Below are 21,003 nucleotides of genomic sequence, written 5' to 3'. Positions count from 1 at the left end.
TTTTCACTCAAATGATTAAAGGGTAAGGGTTAAAACAAAGCACTTTTCAGACGATTAAAAATCAGCGTGCGTACTTCACGTTCCTTGATCATTGAGTTGAGTAGATTGGAGCTATAACGAATCAGCTGCCCCCGCTGCTCACGATCACGGATGACTTCTAAGCCGTTTTTGACATAGTTTCGAGCAATCACCGTTCTACGGTTTGGATGGGTTAAACAGACCAGTTGACCGCGTTCGATCTGCTCTTTAATTTTTCTTCTTCTAATTTTGCCGCTAGTGGTCTTATTTATTCGGCCTTGATGCAATAAATAGACGCCATCTACAGGTAAGCCAATATCAGCTGCAACTTGTTCTTTAACCTGAGTTCTGATGGCTTCAAAATTAAGTGTCTTGTCTAAGGACTTCTTCTTAATCTCAAGTACAACTGTAACGCCATCAGAATCAGCAAAATTTACTGCTGCAACACAGCCTTTACGGACGGCAGGATGTGCCGTTTCAACAGAGCATTCAATGTCTTGTGGGTAATAGTTCTTACCACGGATAATAATCACATCCTTAAGACGGCCAGTTACATACAGGTCTCCATCTTTAATAAAGCCCATATCACCCGTTCTTAAGTAATATTCTTTACTCGGCTGACCTGCCTCATCAAGGATAGTTGCTTCAAAGGTTTCTTGATTGACCTCTGGCTTCTGCCAGTAACCTGCTGTAACGCTCTCTCCTGCTAGCCAGATTTCACCAACTTCATGAGCCGCTACTTCTTTACGAGTATGTGGATTAACAATGCGGCAATCAATGTGTGCCGAGATCTTGCCACAACTCACCACTTGCACCGCAGTTTGATCCTGACTTTTCTCTACCAAGTGAGCATTTAACTTGTCACGATCAAGCGAAATCGCATTGAGAGGGCCTGTCACACCACTAACTAAAAGCGTCACTTCTGCCAGGCCATAGCATGGCAAGAAAGTATCTAGCTTCAATTTCGATTGAGTATTGAACTTCTCCATGAAACGCTGCATGACGTGAGCTTTGATTGGCTCTGCTCCGTTAAACAGGACACGTACACGGCTTAGATCAAGCGATGCGGCCTGCTCATCAGTGATGCGATTCAGACACAATTCATAGGCAAAGTTTGGCCCACCACTAATCGTGACGCCTCTTTCGCTAATAAATTGTAGCCATTTAAGAGGTCTTCGAATGAAGTCCAGCGGCGACATGACATAACAAGTCAGCCCTACATAAACGGTTTGCAAAACTGAGCCAATTAATCCCATATCGTGATAAACAGGCAGCCATGTCAGGCCAATATCATCAGGTTGTGTACAAAAGGCTTCAGCAATCATGGCTTCATTTGCCATAATATTTTTGTGGGTGACAATTACTCCTTTAGGCCAACCTGTTGATCCTGAAGTGTATTGAAGGAAGCAAACATCATCTGCATCAATATACGGGAGATCTTTTTCCACCAAGTCACGCTGAAATTCGGCGTCAACAGCATGTAGTATTAAACTTTCATTTTGAGCTTTTAATGTGATTAGACCCGATAGCTCAAGAATCTTTTTTGTTGTGAGTACTATCTTTGGTTCACAGTCATTCATAATATTCAAAATATTAGAAAAACCATTACGATTAAACGGCAAACTAACTGGTACTGCGATAATTTTAGCTTTTAGACAAGCAAAGAACGATACGATAAAGTCTAGCCCAGGCTCGAACAACAACACTGCACGATCACCACTATCTACAAGGTTCATTAATATCTGAGCTTGATGTTGAACGCGCGTATTCAAATCTTCATACGTAAGAGAATGAATGCCACCTGATTGGCGCCCTAAATACTCAAAAGCAACCTTACTTCCATTTAAATTTGCGTGGGATTCCAATGTTGCAATGATATTATCCGTATCCATTACAGCCATAAATTACTCCGATTAATTATAATTCACCCTTGAAATTCGCTAATTCAGAAATTACATTTCTAGCTAGGGCTTTTAATAAAATGAATATACTTTTTGTTTAAAATATAAATTCACATTATATTTTAATTATGAATGTTATTTGTTACACCTGTAAGGATTTACAGGTAAGTGGTCACTTATCGAAAATTAAGAAGCTAAATCCTTTATATAAATCATTTTTTGAGCAACTATATATTTTTAATTTCTTATAATTATTTTAAATTAAAGCCTCATCCATTTCTAATTTAGATACTCATAAGCCAAGATTTCAAAGGCTTTTTACTCTTAAAAGTTTCTTTTTTATTGTTTTTAACTTTAGATTAAATTGTTTTATAAAAATTATAAAATAAAACTATTATATTTATATAATAGCACAACATAGATATTAATAAACAAAAAGATTTATATTATGTTTTAATAATAAAATTTAGCTCCCTTAAACTAAACATACAAATATTAAAATATTTATTTTTTCTTAAGTCTAATATTAAATTCCTCTATTTTCTATAATCTCTATAAAAGCCCCAGCATTACCGCCCGAATAGCTGCTGAAATTTTATTATTTACATTTAACTTTTGCATGGAGTTACTGAGATGGAAATTTACGGTTCTTTCAGTTACTCCAAGAATTTGAGCTATTTCAGCTGACGTTTTACCTTCAGCAGTCCAACGTAGCGCCTCTTTTTCCCTGTTCGTTAAATAAAGATTGAATTGAGCAAACTCTGCATCATTCACCATTTTAGCAATGCTAGAATGCACTGTTTGAGTCAACCAGTACATATTCGTATATTGTGCCTTTTGCTCTTTTTCTGATAATTGGTCGTTGGATCTTGCTAGTGTTAGCATTCCTCTGGTCCCAATAAAATCACGGCTTGACTGAGCCCAACCGACATTTAAACCATAAGAACGCGCTTCCTCCCAAAAATCTTTTTCGGCCTGTGTCTTTGCAGATTGACTCGACCAAACAAGAGGTTGAAGTGATACCATACAATGCTGCACTGTCGGATCTATCTTCACATATTGCCGTTCCACATAACGTTTCTGCCATGCTTCTGGATAATTATTCAACATAATCGTTTTTGGTTCAGCAATAGATAAGGGTGATTGCATACCATAAGCGCAATAGTCAAATCCGAGCTTTAATGCTGTAGATTTAACGATCTCAAACAACTGGTATTCATTTTTTACCACCAAAGATGCTGATAATAAATCCTCTTGCCAACTTTCCATTTGCTCTCATTAGACTCCATTCACAAACTATTTTTTGTTCGGTTGCATATTGTGAATCCAAAGTAATCAAATTGAAGTGTAAGCCTAATCTTTTACCGTAATTTCAATAAAGATCATCAATAATCTAAAACACTCTTAGGTTACTAAATATATTTTCGGCACCTGCTCTTCTATTAGAGCCCTCAATTACAGATTTTGAATTCATTATCCAATTAACAACACTTTTAAGCCCGGAATGATTGCAAATTATTCAGATAAACTATATGTCTGAACGCTTTCAAGGTTGTTATATTTCATGCGCAGATTATGCTTTAAAAATTAAAATTTACAGGATGCATTTTATTCCAAAATATATATTTTTTTAATTTATAGAGAACTCGATCACTTAATCTTGAGAGTATGTTTTTATTAATTTAATTAAATAATATTGCCTTTCAATTATTCAATACCTCCAATTCCCCTGTTTTTTATATAAAAAACTAAAAATAATTATAATATTTTAAAAACCAAACAATTACAGCAAAACTCCCCATACTTGTAATTATTATTTTAGTATTAAAATTATTGACTATCTAATAGATTCTATCGAGCTAGTCTCGTTAAAAAAAAGAGTTTTTACCCAAAAACATCTCTGATAAGAATAGCTTAAAGGTGCACCATCAAATTATAGTTAACCTGTTAAATATAACAGTATTTTATTGGCAAAAATTTATGTTATTTATTCACTAAATCTTAATTTAGGGTACTTAAGCAGGTAGCATGGTTAGCATACTCCCTCATTTCTCTATCTCAACAGATGGTTTTATTCGAATGAACGAAAACCAACTCATGAGTTATCCTCTCCAACACATCATCTCTATTGTTGAATCAACACAAATTGAAGATTCTAAAATTCTCTATTATGGTTTTACCGAATGGGCAACGTTAAAAACTCCAGCTTTAAGTACCGGATGGGATTGGGAATTTATTGAGTACAATGGCATCACTACCGTAAAACGAGTAGGTTTGCCTCGAAGCAATATCATGATTGTTGATATATCTGGTATAGATATCGGGTTTGATACCAATGAAACATTCCTCAAGAAAAAAATAGATACTTTATTCTGGGAACCGTTTATTTATGCCCAAATCAATACGTCATTAATCCAGTCTTAATTAAGTCAAACCATCTCTTAGAAACCTGTAAATTCTTACAGTTACCGCCTTTCCAGCTGTTCAGTAAAGTCGCTTGAAAAATAAGTGGAAGCACTTGTAATGAATATTATTGCTGGATTTCAAAACAATTTTTCAGAAGGCTTGTATACCAAATTTAAAAGTTACCGTTACAGGGTATTTGTTGAGCATTTGGGATGGGAGTTGAACTGTCCAAACAATGAAGAACTAGATCAATTTGATAAAGTCGACACAGCTTATGTAGTCGCTCAAGATAGAGAATCCAATATTATTGGCTGTGCAAGATTACTACCCACGACTCAACCCTATTTACTGGGTGAAATATTTCCCCAATTAATGAATGGAATGCCTATTCCCTGCTCGCCAGAAATTTGGGAACTCTCAAGGTTTTCAGCTGTAGATTTCTCGAATCCACCTACCACAGCGAGTCAAGCAGTGTCATCGCCAGTTTCTATTGCCATTCTGCAAGAAGCTATTAACTTTGCAAGAGAACAAGGCGCCAAACAACTCATTACGACCTCTCCTCTTGGTGTAGAACGTTTATTACGTGCTGCGGGTTTTCGGGCCCATCGCGCGGGCCCACCTATGGTTATTAATGGATATGCGATGTTTGCCTGCTTGATTGATGTTTAATTGCTTATTTGGGACTCATACCTATTTTTTAGCATGAGTCCCAATTTTTATATAGTCAGGTAACAATATGACCAAGAATCTTAAGGCTTATCAATCAATCTTGGTTTTTAAATTTAAATTCGACTTTTTATAATAAGCTTCATCTGTTTTAGGACTCCAATCGCGTGGCATAAATGTCGTCGATATAATTGCAACCACAGCCATACTTCCAATATAAAGCATAATTAGATATGGATTACCTTGCCCAACGCTCAATAATTTAGTAGCAATCATCGGTGCTAAACCACCACCCAATACGCCAGCTAACTGTACCGAAATCGAGATTCCACTATAACGAATTTCCGCTGGAAATTGACGTGCAAAAAGCTGAGCTTGTGGTGCATACATAATCGGGAACACAACACCAATCGCTAAAACAATTGCTGTCCAAACTAATACAGGATCTTTTGTGTTGAGCATGGTAAAGAATGGATAGCAATAAAGCGCCAATATGCATAGACCAAACATAAACATATTGCGTTGGCCTACTTTATCCGACAAATGTCCACATAACGGCGTCATAAATAAAATGACGGCTGCGCCGCAAATGGTGGCAAATAAAATTTCTTGGCGTGGGATTCCAAGTTGTGCAGTGGTATAAGCCAATGTAAATGTTGAGGCAATATAAAACCATGCATTCTCAGCTGCGCGAGCCAAAATAATGGTGATGAGTTGCTTTGGATGGTTTTTAAAAACCTGTAAAGCAGGAACTTTGACTTCTTCAGACTGTTGTTTTACTTTTTCGAAATCTGGCGACTCAGGCACTTTTACACGTATATACCAACCCACTGCCAGTAAAATAATACTGGCAAGAAATGGTAAACGCCAACCCCAGCTAAACAGTGCTTCTTCAGGTAATAACGACACCAGACCCAAAGCGATTGAGGCTAGCATTAAGCCACCACCTGTACTGGCTTGAGGCAAGCTTCCCCAGAATCCTTTACCGCCTTCTGGTGCATGTTCAACGGCCATGAGCACAGCACCGCCCCATTCACCGCCCATTGCCATACCTTGAATGAATCGCAAGACAACCAAACCAATCGCAGCCCAATATCCAATTGATTCATAAGTTGGTAATAAGCCAATAAGTACGGTTGGGATCCCCATGAGCATCAAGGTCAGTAGCAACATCGATTTACGGCCAATCTTGTCACCAAAGTGACCAAAGACCAGGCCTCCTAATGGTCGCCCAATAAATCCAACGGCATAGGTTGCAAATGCAGCAAGCACGCCGGTAAGTGCGTCTAGATTTGGGAAAAATAGCTTATTAAAAATGAGCGCTGCTGCCGCACCGTAAATAAAAAAGTCATACCACTCAATGGTGGTGCCGACCATGCTAGAGATGCCTGCTAATCGATGTGACGACTTTTTAGTATTTGAACCGTTTCCATGTATTGATTGCATCGTAATATCCTTTTTAGATTTTCTTGTTTTATCTTTTTTATGCTTATGACCAGCCCTGACCATAAGCATTTTCAGGTCTCGCTTTATCTCCTTAAACTTTTTATGTTTTTGTAATTCGGTTTAGCTCAATTTTTCTAAAATTGGCTCAAATCTCGAATTACGTTCTTGCCACTGTGGTTGTTTGTCTTTATCGACAATGAGAGCACGAACACCTTCAATAAAGTCACCATGCTCAAACCAGATATCTTGTAAATCACGTTCAAGCTGCATGCACTGAGGTAAGGAGAGACCTCGACCTAAATGTTGCAGTTTTAAACTGGTTTGTTTGGCAATAAATGAGCGCTGCTGCAAAATGCTGAGCATCTTACTTGCCCAAGTTTTTAAGCTTTCATCTTGTTCATTTTCAAGACTTTGCTCGATTTCATCTAAATGCTGATATCCAAAGTGTTTACGAATACCTTCAGCCAATTGTTTTAATTCGCTTTCGGCAGGGCGAGTAATAAATCGGGTAATGATGCGTTCAATTCCCTCTTTGCTTAAACTTGGCGCTTCAACAAGAGCATCTTGCAACGCTTGTAACTGCTCGCTTGGCACATGGTAGTCAATTAAATCGAGATAGAGTGCATCGCTACTGCTGATCTGCTCACCCGTAATTGCCATATAAACGCCAATATCATCAAGGCGAGACAGGAAGTGTGTTGCCCCAACATCTGGGAAAAAACCAATCGCTGTTTCAGGCATGGCAAATCTGGACTTTTCGCTGCTCACCACAATGTGACAAGCCTGAGCCAAGCCAAAACCGCCACCTAATACATAGCCATCAAGCACAACAATGATTGGCTTTTCATATTCACGCAGTATATTTAGCATTTTATATTCGGCGCTAAAGTAGCCTTTGTAGTCGGCCGTGCCATTTTTATAACTATCATAGAGATAGCGGATATCTCCACCTGCACAGAAGGCTTTTGGACTATTTGATTTGATTAAAACTGCTTGAACAGCAGCATCATTTCGCCACAGTTCCAATTGGGCACCAATACTTTTAATCATATCTAGCGACAATGCGTTGAGATGAGTCACTCGATCTAAGGTAATAATGCCCAACTTACCTTGTTGCTCAATCATTAAGTGATTTTCTGTATTCATTTTATTGATCTCTTATTGATTTTTAAAATTTGCCTTTCGTTTTTCAACAAAAGCCTGCATTCCTTCTTTTTGGTCAAATGTTGCAAATATTGAATGGAACATGCGTCTTTCAAAACGTAAGCCTTCAGTCAGATTCACTTCAAAAGCACGGTTAATCGTTTCTTTGAGCATCATGTTTGCAGTTAAAGACCGTGCTGCGATTTTTTCAGCGGCTTGCAAGGTTTGTTCAAGTAATTCTTCTTTACTAAACACACGTGCAACCAAACCACTTTGTTCTGCCTCTACTGCACCCATTTGACGAGCGGTAAGGCACATTTCCATTGCTTTGGCTTTACCAATGGCATGGGTTAAACGCTGTGTCCCACCAATACCCGGAATTACCCCTAAAGTGACTTCGGGTAAACCAAACTTGGCGTTGTCAGCACAATAAATAAAGTCACACATGAGTGCTAATTCACAGCCACCACCCAATGCATAGCCACTCACCGCAGCAATTAAAGGTTTACGGCGCTGTGCAATACGGTCTGCAAGATGAAAAAAATCATCTAAATAAATATCAGGGAATGCCAAATCAGCCATTTCTTTAATATCAGCGCCTGCGGCAAAAGCCTTTTCAGAACCTGCCAATACGATGCAACCAATTTCGCGGTCTTTTTCGAGCTGATCTAATGCCTGATTAATTTCACTAATTAATTCACTGTTTAAAGCATTGAGCGCTTGAGGGCGATTTAATGTAATCAGTCCAATCCCATTACACTTTTCTAATAAAATACTTTGCCACTGCATTACTTATTCCTTGTTCTGATTTTATAGACTACGTGCAATCACTAAACGTTGGATATCACTGGTGCCTTCGTAAATTTGGCAAATACGCGCATCACGATAGATGCGCTCAATTGGGAAGTCTCTGAGATAACCATAGCCACCAAACACTTGTAAGGCGCTCGAACACACGCGCTCCGTCATTTCTGAAGCAAATAACTTGGCCATTGAAGCTTCGTTGAGACATGGTTGACCTGCTTCTTTTAAACGCGCAGCGTAGTGAACCAGTTGTCTCGCTGCTTCGATTTCTGTTGCCATGCTGGCAAGGCGAAACGCGATGGTTTGATGCTCAAAAATTGGTTTTCCAAAAGTAATGCGCTCTTTGGCATAGCGAGTCGCTTCTTCGAGCGCCGCACGTGCTAGACCGACTGCTTGTGCAGCAATACCAATACGTCCACCTTCTAAATTGGCGAGAGCAATTTTCAGGCCTTCGCCTTCTTTACCCAGCATTAAGCTTTTATGGATACGTACATCTGTCAGCGCAATTTGGCAGGTATCCGACGCATGCAGACCTAGTTTTTCTTCAACACGAATCACTTCATAGCCTGGAGTTTCGCGTGGAACTAAAAAGGCACTAATGCCCTTTTTACCTGCGCTCGGATCGGTCACGGCAAACACAATAATGACACCAGCATTATCACCAGAGGTAATAAACTGCTTGGCACCATTTAAGATGTAATCGTCACCATCTTTCACTGCACGAGTTTTAATGGCTGCCGCATCTGAGCCGGTATGCGGTTCGGTTAAAGCAAAAGCACCGATCATTTCACCTTGAGCCAAAGGCTTTAAAAAACGCTCTTTTTGCTCGTCGGTACCAAATTTTAAAATAGGCACACAGCCAACCGAGTTATGTACACTCATAATGGTTGAGGTTGCGCCATCTGCTGCCGCAACTTCTTCAAGAGCCAGTACATAGGCTAAGTTACCCGTGTCTGAACCACCCCATTGCTCTGAAACAAGCATTCCCATAAAACCGAGTTGCCCCATTTGAGTCAGAGTATCTTTCGGGAATGTTCCGTCTCGGTCCCAATCACTGGCATGAGGCTTAATTTGTTCTTGGGCGAAACTTTTCGCCATATCACGAATGAGTAATTGTTCTTCGGTAAATTGCATTATTATTTCCTTTACCCTGCTTTAGCTTGTTGTTTAACAATTTCTTGATTACGCAATAAAAAGCGCTGAATTTTGCCACTTGGAGTTTTAGGTAATTCACTCACAAATTCAACTAAACGTGGGTAAGCATGTGCAGAAAGTCGTTTTTTTACAAATTGACTGAGTTGTTCAGCAAGCGTATCGGAAGGTTGAGCATCCGCAGCTAAAATTACGAAGGCCTTAACCACTTCGGTACGGTCCGGATCAGGTACACCAATCACTGCTGCTTCAATTACAGCATCGTGTTCGAGTAGTGCGCTTTCTACATCGAAAGGCCCAATACGATAGCCCGATGTAGTGATTACATCATCACTACGACCAACAAAGCTCATGCTGCCATCGGCATGAAGCTCGGCAGTGTCGCCAGTTAAATAGTAATGACCAACGAAAGGCGATTTACGGCTTTCTTTATAGCCACCGAACCACATCATTGGAGACTGGCTAATGTCGACTGCTAAAATTCCTGGGGTGTCCGCTGGAAGCTCTTCACCTTGTTCATTGACAATCGCAACGCGGTAGCCCGGACTTGGGAAACCTGCTGAACCGGCATGAATTTCATGCTTTAAGCCATGATGATTACACACCACCATGCCCACTTCAGTTTGCCCATAATGGTCATAAATTGGAGCATCAAGCACTTGTTTAAACCAGCGAATCACTTCTGGATTCAACGGCTCTCCTGCACTGCTCACTACACGGAACTGCCCTTTTAAGGGCGCCATTTGTGCTGGGTCAGCTGCCATCATCATACGGTAAGCCGTTGGTGCACCTGCCAAATTATTAACTTTATAATCTTTCACAATTTGGCATAGGCTATCTGTGCTGAAACCACCCTCATAGAACAAAGTAGCGTGACCCAAGAATAACGGCCCAGTAATCGCATAGTAGAGACCATACGCCCAGCCCGGATCAGCAATATTCCAAAACGAATCTTCTTCGGTTAAACCAATGGCATCTTGCATATATCGACCAAAGGCAATCAATGCTTTTAAAGGCACTTCCAATGGTTTAGCAGGACCTGTAGTGCCTGAAGTAAACATGAGCAAGAAAGGATCTTGAATGCTACGCATAACCAGATCGCATTGATCAGACTGCTGTTTCACTTCATTCCAAAAATTAAAATCACCTGCTTTAAGCGGAGTACCTTGTGCGTCGGCGACAGTCACAATTGCAGGGCAATGTTCAATTTCATCAAGCTTGCTACGGTTGCCCATATCGGTCACCACTAGCTTACTTTGTGCAAGCTGAATACGGTGCTCAATCGCTTTTGGGCCAAATGCAGTAAATAGTGGTTGATAGACAGCACCAATTCGCCAAGCTGCAAAAATCGTCACGATCAATTCAGGTGTTCTTGGTAATAGACCTGAAATACGGTCACCTGCTTTTACACCTTGTGATTTTAAAAAGTTGGCAAACTGACTCGACCACTCTTTTAATTCACGGAAGGTATATTGCTTTTTGCGACCATCTTTTCCTTGCCAATACAGCGCAATTTTGTCGCCATCTGCGTGTCGATCACAGCATTCATAACAAGCATTTAAGGCATCAAGTGAACCTGATAACATCTGTTTTGCAGTGCTTTCCAAATCGAAAGTCTGTGCAGCATTTTGATAATCCATCATATCTTTTCCCTCAGTCCGGATTTGTTGTTATTCACGACAGGGTTTAATGTGTTTAAAGCCATCCTTTGGCTTTACCGTTATGCCTCTTGTGGCAGGTATTGCTGAATAATGCTCGAAAAATCGAGATTAGCATTACCGCGCATGCACATTTGCTGATACAGCTGTTGCACCATGCCACCTAATACGACTGGCTGTTTGACTTGGCCTGCCGCTTCTACTGCAAGACCCAAATCTTTTAGCATCAGCTGAGTTGCAAAGCCGTCTTGATAGCCTCGAGATGCTGGGGCATTTTCATTAATATGCGGCCATGGGTTGCACACATCTGAGCTCCAGCAACGACCACTTGAGGTGTTAATGACGCCGGCCAATGCTTGTGGGTCGATGCCGAGTTTCACACCAAGTGCCATACCTTCGGCCACCGCTGCCATTGAAATACCCAAAATCAGGTTATTGCAGATTTTGGCAATTTGGCCTGCACCGACATCACCACAATGAACTATGTTTTTGCCCATGTGGCTAAGCACAGGTTTTACTTCGTTAAAGGTTTGATCATCGGCACCCACCATAAAGGTTAAGGTTCCTGCTTGAGCACCAATGGTTCCACCAGAGACGGGTGCATCACAGATTTTAATATTTTTGCTATGTGCAACAGTGGCAATGTCTTTAATGGTTTGTGGGTCAATGGTACTGCTATCAATGCATAAGCTACCTGCTTTTAGCACCTCCAATACACCATTTTCACCTAAGTAAACTTCCTTAACATGCTTTGCCGCAGGCAACATGGTAATAACGACATCTGCTTGTTTAGCTGCATCCTGTGGACTATCACACACTACCCCACCTGCCTCGGCAAAGTGCTGAATCGCGACTTCACTGAGGTCATAACCATAAACTTTGATTCCGGCTTTCAGTAGGTTATGGGCCATTTTGCCGCCCATATTCCCTAGACCGATAAAGGCGATATTCATCCGTGATCCCCTTAACGTAAACTAATTGTTGTATTTACACCGCCAACTTCATGGCTATCTTCAAACCAGCGACTGGTAATGGTTTTAGTTTGAGTGTAGAACTGCACAGCCTGTTTGCCATATGGTCCCAAATCACCCAGTTTTGAACCTCTTGAACCCGTAAAACTAAAGAAAGGCACTGGCACAGGAATTGGAATATTGATACCCACTTGACCAATATCAATTAAGTTTTGGAAAGTACGTGCAATGGCACCGCTTTGAGTAAATAGACCTACACCGTTACCAAATGGATTGGCGTTGATAAGCGCAATCGCTTCCTCAAGGGTATCTACACAAATAATCGAAAGTACAGGGCCAAAGATTTCTTCTTTATAAATACGCATATCGGTATTTACGCCACTAAAAATCGTCGCGCCGACAAAGTTACCCGATTCATAGCCTTGTACTTGAACATCACGACCATCAAGCAGAAGTTCTGCACCTTGCTCAACACCGCTATTAATTAAGTCCAGCACTCGCGCTTTAGCACGTTTTGAAATGACTGGGCCAATGTCAGTATTTGGTTCATGGCCTGCATTTACTTTTAAGGTTTTGGCTTTTTCGACTAACTCTTGAATCCACTGTTTGCTGTCACCAACCATGACTGCAACAGACAATGCCATACAACGTTGCCCTGCTGCACCAAACGCTGCTCCCACTAGAGCATTTAAGGTTTGCTCTTTATTGGCATCTGGCATCACAACCACATGGTTTTTTGCACCCATCATCGACTGAACGCGTTTGCCATGTTGTCCTGCAAGGTTATAAACATGTGTTCCAACCGCAGTTGAACCTACAAATGAAATCGCTTTAATGTCTTTATGGGTACACAAACGGTCAACCACTTCTTTGCCACCATGCACAACGTTGAGTACACCTGCTGGAATACCTGCTTGAATGGCAAGTTCAACCAGCATCATGGTTGATAACGGGTCTTGTTCTGATGGTTTTAAAACAAATGTATTGCCGCACACGATTGCCATTGGGAACATCCAAAGTGGAATCATGGCTGGGAAATTAAACGGCGTAATACCCGCACAGACACCCAAAGGTTGTTGCAAGGTATACGTGTCTACACCACGCGCGACACCTTCAACATATTCACCCATTTGCAAAGTGCCAACTGAACAAGCATGTTCAACGACTTCTAGACCACGTTGAATATCACCTTCTGCATCTGCCAAGGTTTTGCCTTGTTCAGCCGTCAATACTTGTGCAATTTCTTTCATGTTGGCACGAATTAAGTCTTGTAGCTTGAGCATGATGCGCATACGTGCCTGAATTGGGGTTTGGCGCCAAGAAGCAAAAGCATCTTGTGCAGCTTGAATAGCAGCGTCAACTTCTTTAACCGTTGCAAATGGTACACGACCAATCACTTCCTGTGTTGCAGGGTTAATAATGTCTTGCCATTCTTGTGTTTCAGATTCGATAAAATTTCCGTTAATGAGTAATTTAGCGGTTTCCAATTCGATTTTTTGGATTGTGTTCATAACCTCTCCGTAGGCCATATTTTTATTGTGTTCAATTATTAGAAAATACTTTTTGATCGTATTTTCTTTATTCCAGTTTCAATTGAGACTAGCAAAGAAAACTTTGACCACCAACGGAAATTCATGCACGATTGTTGTGCAAATATGCACAAGGATGACAACAAAAATGAAAGTGGATTGGGATCATCTACATTTTTTTCTGGTTTTAGCTCGGACTAAAACTTTGACCAACGCTGCGCGGATTATTGGTGTCGAACACAGTACAGTGGCTAGACGGATTCAGGCCCTAGAACTTGCTTTGGGTACAACGCTGTTTAAGCGTGAAGCGACAGGTTATGAGCTAACACTCGAAGGGATGGCACTGGTTCCTCGAGTTGAGCAAATGGAACAAGCTTTCTTACAAATTGAAAAACCACACCAACCTTTGCAAGGTCGTGTGCGAATTGGCACACCTGAAGGTTTTGGTACTGCTTTTTTAGCTCGGTTATTGGCTGAGTTCTCGATTCAATATCCACTGCTCACCATCGACCTAATTCCAGTGCCAAAAATGATTAAGCTTTCACACCGTGAGGCAGATATTGTTGTGTCAATTGATCGTCCTACGTCTGGCCCTTACATCATTACGCGATTATCAGATTATTGTTTAAAAATTTATGGTAGCAAAAACTATCTGACTCAAAACCCGCCTATCCGTGCCTTAGAAGATTTAACCCAACATCGCTTTGTGAACTATATTGATGATCTAGTGTATAGCCCTGAGTTGTATTGTCTAGAACGTTTACCTTTAAAGCTGAATGCTAACTTCCGTAGCAGCAGTATTTTGGCCCAACAAATTGCGGTGAGTGCTGGCGCAGGACTTGCGATTTTGCCCAAGTTTTTGGCAGATGATAAACCGGAACTTGAAGAAGTGTTAGAGCAACAAGTTCGCTTTACCCACACGTTTTGGATGCTGACCTTTGTTGATTTACAACATGAACCGCGCATTAAACTCGTCTGGGATTATCTACGTAAACAAGCCGATAAATATCAACATTTGTTGGTTGATTAGAGAGTATAAATAAAAAAGCCAATCATGATTGATTGGCTTTTTTAAAATTATTAATAATTAATCAAAAGTTTCTTGGCCTAGTTTTTTCATGCGTGGTTTATAAAACACATGATAGCTAACGCCTAAAACAACTAGCCATAATGGACTAACATAGAGTGCTTTCAAAGTATCTGGCTCTAGCGCCAAAATCACCAAAGTAAACAAGAAGAATGCGATGACCACATACGCCATCAACACCCCGCCCGGCATTTTAAAGGTCGATTTAGCATGTAACTCTGGACTCAACTTACGGTAACGTAAATAGCATGCCATGATCAGAAGCCATACACTAATAAAGAGAATCACACAGAGTGAACTTGCCAAAGTAAATGCTTCCATCGTGTTTGGAACAAAGTACTGCAACACTGCCCCACCCATAATGAAAATACATGAGAAGATTAAACCATTTGAAGGTACGGCACGTTTTGATAAACGCCCCAATGCACTTGGCGCCTGACCATCTTTCGATAAACCGAACAGCATACGACTGGTTGAAAACACACCGCTGTTCATTGAAGACATCACCGAAGACAGTACAACCAAGTTCATAATAATTGCAGAAATAGGGATACCCGCATTTAAGAACAACTCAACAAATGGACTTTTATCTGCACGAATGTGATTCCAAGGTGTTACTGACATCACCACAAAGAGTGCCAACACATAGAACAAGATAATACGTACTGGAATCGCGTTAATTGCTTTCGGTAAATTCTTCTCTGGATCTTTCGTTTCAGCGGCTGTTGTACCAATCAGCTCAACACCAATAAAGGCAAACACGGCAATCTGGAAACCTGCCAAAAATCCGCTTACACCTTTTGGAAATATGCCACCATGCGACCACACATTACTTACACTCACAACCTCACCATGCGGAGCTTGAAAATGAGTAAGGATCATGTAGCCACCTACTCCGATTAAGCCAATAATGGCTAAAATCTTAATGAGTGCGAACCAAAATTCAACTTCACCAAACAACTTCACCGTAAGAAGGTTAAGCCCTAAAATGAATAGTACACAGCCTGCACTAATCATGGCCTGTTGCATTGGTGAGAAACTGGCGCCTTCGGGCAGCCAGAAACTTAAATAGTTAATGACCGCAGACAAATCAGCAATACCGACTAGTACCCAGCCTAACCAATAAGTCCAGCCTATATAATAGCCAGCCCATGGGCCAATCAAGTCATAAGCCATATCGACAAATGATTTGTAATGTAAGTTGGCAAGCAGTAGTTCACCCAATGCACGCATCAGAAAAAAGAACATGCCACCAATTAACATGTAGATAACGAGGATTGAAGGACCTGCGAGGGAGATGGTTTTGCCCGAGCCCATAAATAGGCCGGTTCCAATTGCACCGCCAATTGCAATCATTTGTAGATGGCGATTATTTAATTTCCGTTGTAAATGATCAGGGGAGCCTGCCTCATCAGAATGATGAACCATTGTCATATTAGAAGTCCTTTTTATATTTTGCTTAACTTAAATCAGCAACCTATAGGGAGAAAAACGAACCGTATATCGTGGGTTGCTGAGTCTATACCTCAGGACAAGATGTTCAAGTATATTTTTTCCTTAATTGATAAATCGTTTGTCCTGATTTTTTTAAGTCACATTATTTATGTACTGCCTTCACGGCAATTTTAATTAATCCATCTGGGTTTCCAGATTAGCCGAAGTGTAGCATGTGATCCTGCTATATGTACTTTTCGAATACCCTCCAAACTGCTCTATTGATCCAAAAATAAACAATATTATTCCGATAAAAAAACTAATAAAAATAAAAAAAGCCAATCATGATTGATTGGCTTTTTAATATAACTTAATGATCGTTGACGAGTTCACGTCCTAGTTTTTTCATGCGTGGTTTATAGAGCACATGATAGGTAACACCTAAAATGACCAGCCATACTGGACTGACATATAAAGCTTTCAATGTATCTGGCTCTAATGCCAAGATGACTAAAGTGAAAAGCATAAATGCCAAAACAACATAACTCATCCAAACGCCACCTGGCATTTTGAATGTTGATTTTTCATGTAATTCAGGACGTAATTTACGGTAGCGTAAATAGCACACCATGATAAGACTCCAGACACTAATGAATAGAATTACACAGAGTGAACTTGCTAAAGTAAATGCTTCCATCGTGTTTGGAACAAAGTACTGAAGCACTGCCCCGCCCATAATGAAAGTACAAGAGAAAATCAAACCATTTGAAGGGACTGCACGTTTTGATAAGCGTCCAAATGCACCCGGTGCCTGACCGTCTTTTGATAAACCAAACAACATACGGCTGGTTGAAAACACGCCGCTGTTCATTGAAGACATGACAGAAGATAGCACCACCAAGTTCATGATGATCGCAGAAACAGGAATACCGGCATTTAAGAACAACTCAACAAACGGGCTCTTATCTGCACGAATGTGATCCCAAGGGGTTACCGACATCACCACAAAGAGTGCCAACACATAGAATAAAATAATACGTACCGGAATCGCATTAATCGCTTTCGGTAAGTTCTTCTGTGGATCTTTGGTTTCAGCAGCCGTCGTACCTACAAGTTCCACCCCGACAAAAGCAAATACAGCAATCTGGAATCCTGCCAAGAAGCCTTCCGTACCTTTCGGGAATAAACCGCCATGTGACCAGACATTACTAATGCTTGCAACAGCGCCTTGAGGAGCTTGGAAATGGCTGAAAATCATGTAGCCACCCACTCCGATCAGGCCAATAATCGCCAAGATCTTAATGAGAGCAAACCAGAATTCGATTTCACCAAATAGGCGTACTGTCAGTAGGTTAAGGCCCATCACAAACAACACACAGCCTGCACTAATCATGGCTTGCTGTATCGGAGAGAAGCTTGCACCATCGGGTAGCCAGAAACCTAAATAGTTAATGACCGCTGAAAGGTCCGCAATACCCACCAGCACCCAACCTAACCAATAAGTCCAGCCCAAATAATAACCAGCCCAAGGACCAATCAGGTCATGAGCCATATCAACAAAAGATTTGTAATGCAGATTTGCAAGGAGCAACTCGCCCATTGCACGCATTAAGAAAAAGAACATTCCTCCAATAATCATATAGATCAAAAGAATTGAAGGACCTGCGAGGGAGATAGTTTTGCCCGACCCCATAAATAGGCCGGTTCCAATTGCACCGCCAATAGCAATCAGTTGTAAATGACGGTTAGACAGTTTTCGTTGCAGATGATCAGGAGAATTTTCCGTATCTGAATGACGAGCCATTGTCATATTAAAATTCCTTTTTGAATTCCTTTGTTAAGATCAGCAACCTATGGCGAAAATCGAACCGTATGCCATAGGCCGCTGAATCTGTTCACCAAAAATGACTGGATAAACCGTATCTATCTTCCTTCTGTTAGATACATCATCATTTTTAGAGTAAAAACGAATTACTTTTGTGCTGCCGTCACGGCAATTTCAATTAACCAATCTGGATTGACCAAATCGGCCTGAATTGTGGCACGCGATGGAGCAACACACCCTTTTAACCAGTCAACCCAAATTGCATTTACGGTTGAAAAGTCAGAAAGATTTTTTAAATAGAGCTGTGCAGAGAGCAAGCGAGATTTGTCGGTATTGGCTAATGCCAAAAGTTCATCAATCGTGGCAAGAATTTCACGAGTTTGGCCTGCCACGTCTTGCTCGGTATTTTTAGGTACCTGACCTGACAGATAAACCACTTTGTTAAAAACAGTCACGGCGCTCATGACTTCGTTAGTGTTAATCTTTTGTATATCTGAATTAGACATTCGGATTTCCTTATACCTGATTAATAAATTGAACACGGGCGGTGACAGCACACATCAGTTCATAGCCCACCGTACCGGATGAAACAGCGACATCATCAATAGGTAAAACGACACCTGTACTTGATTGGCCCCAAAGCACGACTTCACTGCCGACTTTGACATTTTCAATACTTGTTAAATCGACTGCCAACATATCCATGCTGACACGGCCAATTGTACGAGTGAGGACAGAGTCCACTAAAACAGGCGTACCTGTTGGTGAAATACGCTGATAACCATCGGCATAGCCGCAAGCCACAATCCCAATCGTCATGGGTTGCTCTGCGACAAAGTTTGAGCCATAACCTACGCTTTCATTTGGTTCTAAATGCTGAACGGAAATAATTTCGCTGCGTAAGCTCATGGTCGGTTGTAAGCCCCAGTCCGCAATACTATGCGTCGGGTAGTCTGGCGAGCTGCCATAGAGCATGATGCCACTACGTGCATAATCTGATTTGAGCTGGTCTTGATAACGCAGAATTGCCGCACTATTACTTACCGATCTTTCGCCCGGTAAATCCTTAACAATTTCTTCAAATGCAGTGGTTTGATAATCAATACCTTGCTGACCGAAACGATCGCCATCTGCATCTGAAAAATGCATCATGTGCGTAATCTTGGACACGTTCGCCAAGTTGTTTAAACGTTCCCAAGCCTGAACATAGTGCTGTGGTTTAAAACCAAGACGGTTCATACCACTATTCATTTTTAGGCAAACATCAAATTGAGCCGGATAAGGATGCTTTTCTACCCACTCGATTTGCGCTTCACTATGAATGGTGAAACTGAGTTGGTACTGCACACAATCAAATAAATCTTGAGGAGAGAAAATTCCTTCGAGCAATAAAATTGGACCTGTCCAGCCTAAAGCACGAATTCGTTTTGCTTCATCAAGATCAAGTAAGGCAAAGCCATCTGCCGCTTTAAACGCTTCATAAACACGTTCAATTCCGTGTCCATAAGCATTGGCTTTTACAACGGCAAAGACCTTACTGTTTGGCATAGCCTTGCGTACCACCGCCAAGTTATTTTGTAAGGCTTGACGGTGGATGACTGCGGTAATAGGACGAGGCATGATTACTTTCCTAACGTCCGTTATGCAGCATGCGCGTGTGAATAACGCTGAATTGAAAGGCCATCGGTACTGATATCAGTCTTATGATTCAATACGATGTCACTGATTAATTTTCCTGAACCACACGCCATCGTCCAGCCTAGAGTACCGTGACCTGTATTCAAGAACAGATTTTTAAAGCGAGTTGCGCCAATAATTGGAGTGCTGTCTGGTGTCATTGGACGTAAACCAGTCCAGAAAGACGCCTGTGCCATATCGCCGCCCGGGAACAAGTCCTGTGTCACCATTTGCAAGGTTGCACGGCGGTCTTCGTTCAGACCTAAATTGAAACCGCTTAGCTCTGCCATACCGCCTACGCGAATACGCTGGTCAAAACGAGTAATCGCAATTTTGTAGGTTTCATCAAGTACTGTAGATTGCGGAGCAAAAGCTGGGTCAACAATTGGAATCGTCAACGAATAACCTTTCACAGGATATACAGGCAACTGTAGATCAAGTGGTTTCAAGAAATCACGTGAATAACTACCAAACGCTAAAACATAACGGTCTGCGGTTAAGACTTTACCATTGACCTGAACGCCCTTAATTTCATCGCCTTCAACAATCAATTTTTCTACGTTCTGATTAAACTGAAAATTAACACCTAGCTCTTTAGCAATTTGAGCTAAAGCATTGGTAAATAAATAACAGTCGCCTGTCTCATCATTTGGTAAATGCAAACCGCCGACAAGTTTATCTTGCGCATTTGCCAACGCTGGTTCTACACGACCAAGTTCGTTGCCATTTAATAATTCGTAGCTTACGCCGCACTCTTCAAGCACGCTAATGTCGCGTTGAACCGCTTCCATTTGTGCTTCTTTACGGAATAACTGCAACGTACCTTTAGCACGGTTTTCGTAGTTAATACCCGTATCTTTTCTAAGTTCACGTAAGCAGTCACGGCTGTATTCAGCCACGCGCATCATACGTTCTTTGTTAACAGCATAACTTTGTGGATTACAATTTTTTAGCATTTGCGCCATCCACTGTAACTGCCACATGCTGCCATCTAAATTAATCGCAAGCGGTGCATGGTGTTGAAACATCCATTTCACGGCTTTAAAAGGAATTCCTGGTGCTGCCCAAGGGGTAGAATACCCAGGCGAAATTTGACCTGCATTACCAAAGCTTGTTTCTTCAGCAGGACCTGACTGGCGATCGAGAACAGTAACCTCAGCTCCTTGTTGAGCTAGATAATAGGCACTTGCCACTCCAATAACGCCGCTACCTAAAACAATTACGCGCATTTCCATTCCCTCACGCACACCAGTTTATTTAACTAGTATATTTCTGCTTCAATAGTT

At 41.1% G+C, this 21,003-nt stretch carries 17 protein-coding genes; 3 read left to right on the top strand and 14 right to left on the bottom strand.

From position 1 onward, the window contains the following. Nucleotides 1–29 precede the first annotated feature (29 nt). A complete protein-coding gene (locus KTI79_RS14980; protein WP_086376401.1) occupies nt 30–1,919 on the bottom strand; it encodes a fatty acyl-AMP ligase in 1,890 nt (629 codons plus the stop codon). A gap of 552 nt (nt 1,920–2,471) precedes the next feature. Then, nucleotides 2,472–3,188, bottom strand: coding sequence for a LuxR family transcriptional regulator AbaR (gene abaR, locus KTI79_RS14975; protein ID WP_086376400.1), 717 nt, complete (start codon nt 3,186–3,188; stop codon nt 2,472–2,474). A gap of 759 nt (nt 3,189–3,947) precedes the next feature. Here abaR and KTI79_RS14970 point away from each other — a divergent pair. Together KTI79_RS14970 and abaI are read left to right on the top strand one after the other, a co-directional pair. Further along, a complete protein-coding gene (locus tag KTI79_RS14970) occupies nt 3,948–4,343 on the top strand; it encodes a DUF4902 domain-containing protein (protein ID WP_086376399.1) in 396 nt (131 codons plus the stop codon). 84 nt (nt 4,344–4,427) lie between these two features. Further along, entirely contained in the window at nt 4,428–4,994 is a 567-nt protein-coding gene (gene abaI / locus KTI79_RS14965; RefSeq protein WP_086376398.1) for an acyl-homoserine-lactone synthase AbaI, read from the top strand. Nucleotides 4,995–5,084: 90 nt separating this feature from the next. Here abaI and KTI79_RS14960 read toward each other — a convergent pair whose 3' ends face one another. The 7 genes from KTI79_RS14960 to KTI79_RS14930 all read right to left on the bottom strand — a co-directional run bounded on the left by KTI79_RS14960 (nt 5,085) and on the right by KTI79_RS14930 (nt 13,676). Then, complete coding sequence (locus tag KTI79_RS14960) at nt 5,085–6,437, bottom strand: MFS transporter (RefSeq protein ID WP_086376411.1); 1,353 nt, start codon at nt 6,435–6,437, stop codon at nt 5,085–5,087. Between the two features lie 120 nt (nt 6,438–6,557). After that, on the bottom strand, nt 6,558–7,583 hold the full coding sequence (locus KTI79_RS14955; RefSeq protein ID WP_086376397.1) for an enoyl-CoA hydratase/isomerase family protein: 1,026 nt from the start codon (nt 7,581–7,583) through the stop codon (nt 6,558–6,560). A gap of 12 nt (nt 7,584–7,595) precedes the next feature. After that, nucleotides 7,596–8,369, bottom strand: a complete 774-nt coding sequence (locus tag KTI79_RS14950; protein WP_086376396.1) for an enoyl-CoA hydratase — start codon at nt 8,367–8,369, stop codon at nt 7,596–7,598. Between the two features lie 21 nt (nt 8,370–8,390). After that, nucleotides 8,391–9,518, bottom strand: a complete 1,128-nt coding sequence (locus KTI79_RS14945; RefSeq protein WP_086376395.1) for an acyl-CoA dehydrogenase family protein — start codon at nt 9,516–9,518, stop codon at nt 8,391–8,393. Between the two features lie 11 nt (nt 9,519–9,529). Continuing rightward, nucleotides 9,530–11,179, bottom strand: a complete 1,650-nt coding sequence (locus KTI79_RS14940) for an AMP-binding protein (RefSeq protein ID WP_086376394.1) — start codon at nt 11,177–11,179, stop codon at nt 9,530–9,532. Between the two features lie 77 nt (nt 11,180–11,256). Continuing rightward, entirely contained in the window at nt 11,257–12,147 is an 891-nt protein-coding gene (mmsB, locus tag KTI79_RS14935; protein WP_032025528.1) for a 3-hydroxyisobutyrate dehydrogenase, read from the bottom strand. Between the two features lie 11 nt (nt 12,148–12,158). Continuing rightward, nucleotides 12,159–13,676 (bottom strand): CoA-acylating methylmalonate-semialdehyde dehydrogenase, encoded by a 1,518-nt coding sequence (locus KTI79_RS14930; protein ID WP_044425017.1) that lies wholly within the window; start codon nt 13,674–13,676, stop codon nt 12,159–12,161. Between the two features lie 166 nt (nt 13,677–13,842). Here KTI79_RS14930 and KTI79_RS14925 point away from each other — a divergent pair, with 166 nt between their 5' ends. Further along, nucleotides 13,843–14,724 (top strand): LysR family transcriptional regulator, encoded by an 882-nt coding sequence (locus tag KTI79_RS14925; protein ID WP_017387402.1) that lies wholly within the window; start codon nt 13,843–13,845, stop codon nt 14,722–14,724. A gap of 57 nt (nt 14,725–14,781) precedes the next feature. Here the strand turns inward: KTI79_RS14925 and KTI79_RS14920 are convergent, their stop codons facing one another. The 5 genes from KTI79_RS14920 to KTI79_RS14900 form a co-directional block, all read right to left on the bottom strand. Beyond that, nucleotides 14,782–16,215: an amino acid permease gene (locus KTI79_RS14920; RefSeq protein ID WP_410374438.1), complete on the bottom strand. Its 1,434-nt coding sequence runs from the start codon at nt 16,213–16,215 to the stop codon at nt 14,782–14,784. A 370-nt stretch (nt 16,216–16,585) separates the two neighbouring features. Further along, on the bottom strand, nt 16,586–18,025 hold the full coding sequence (locus KTI79_RS14915) for an amino acid permease (protein WP_086376393.1): 1,440 nt from the start codon (nt 18,023–18,025) through the stop codon (nt 16,586–16,588). Between the two features lie 161 nt (nt 18,026–18,186). Next, nucleotides 18,187–18,546, bottom strand: coding sequence for a RidA family protein (locus KTI79_RS14910; RefSeq protein WP_000071347.1), 360 nt, complete (start codon nt 18,544–18,546; stop codon nt 18,187–18,189). A gap of 10 nt (nt 18,547–18,556) precedes the next feature. Beyond that, the gene (gene alr, locus KTI79_RS14905; RefSeq protein ID WP_086376392.1) at nt 18,557–19,660 is read right to left on the bottom strand and encodes an alanine racemase; all 1,104 of its coding nucleotides are present in this window, start codon (nt 19,658–19,660) and stop codon (nt 18,557–18,559) included. A 20-nt stretch (nt 19,661–19,680) separates the two neighbouring features. Further along, nucleotides 19,681–20,946, bottom strand: coding sequence for a D-amino acid dehydrogenase (locus tag KTI79_RS14900; protein WP_001263969.1), 1,266 nt, complete (start codon nt 20,944–20,946; stop codon nt 19,681–19,683). Nucleotides 20,947–21,003: the final 57 nt, after the last annotated feature.

This window comes from Acinetobacter sp. WU_MDCI_Abxd143 (genome assembly GCF_025514195.1).
Lineage (GTDB): Bacteria > Pseudomonadota > Gammaproteobacteria > Pseudomonadales > Moraxellaceae > Acinetobacter > Acinetobacter pittii_H.
Note: the sequence above shows the minus strand (reverse complement) of the source record. Positions and strands in the feature narration are given on the sequence as shown.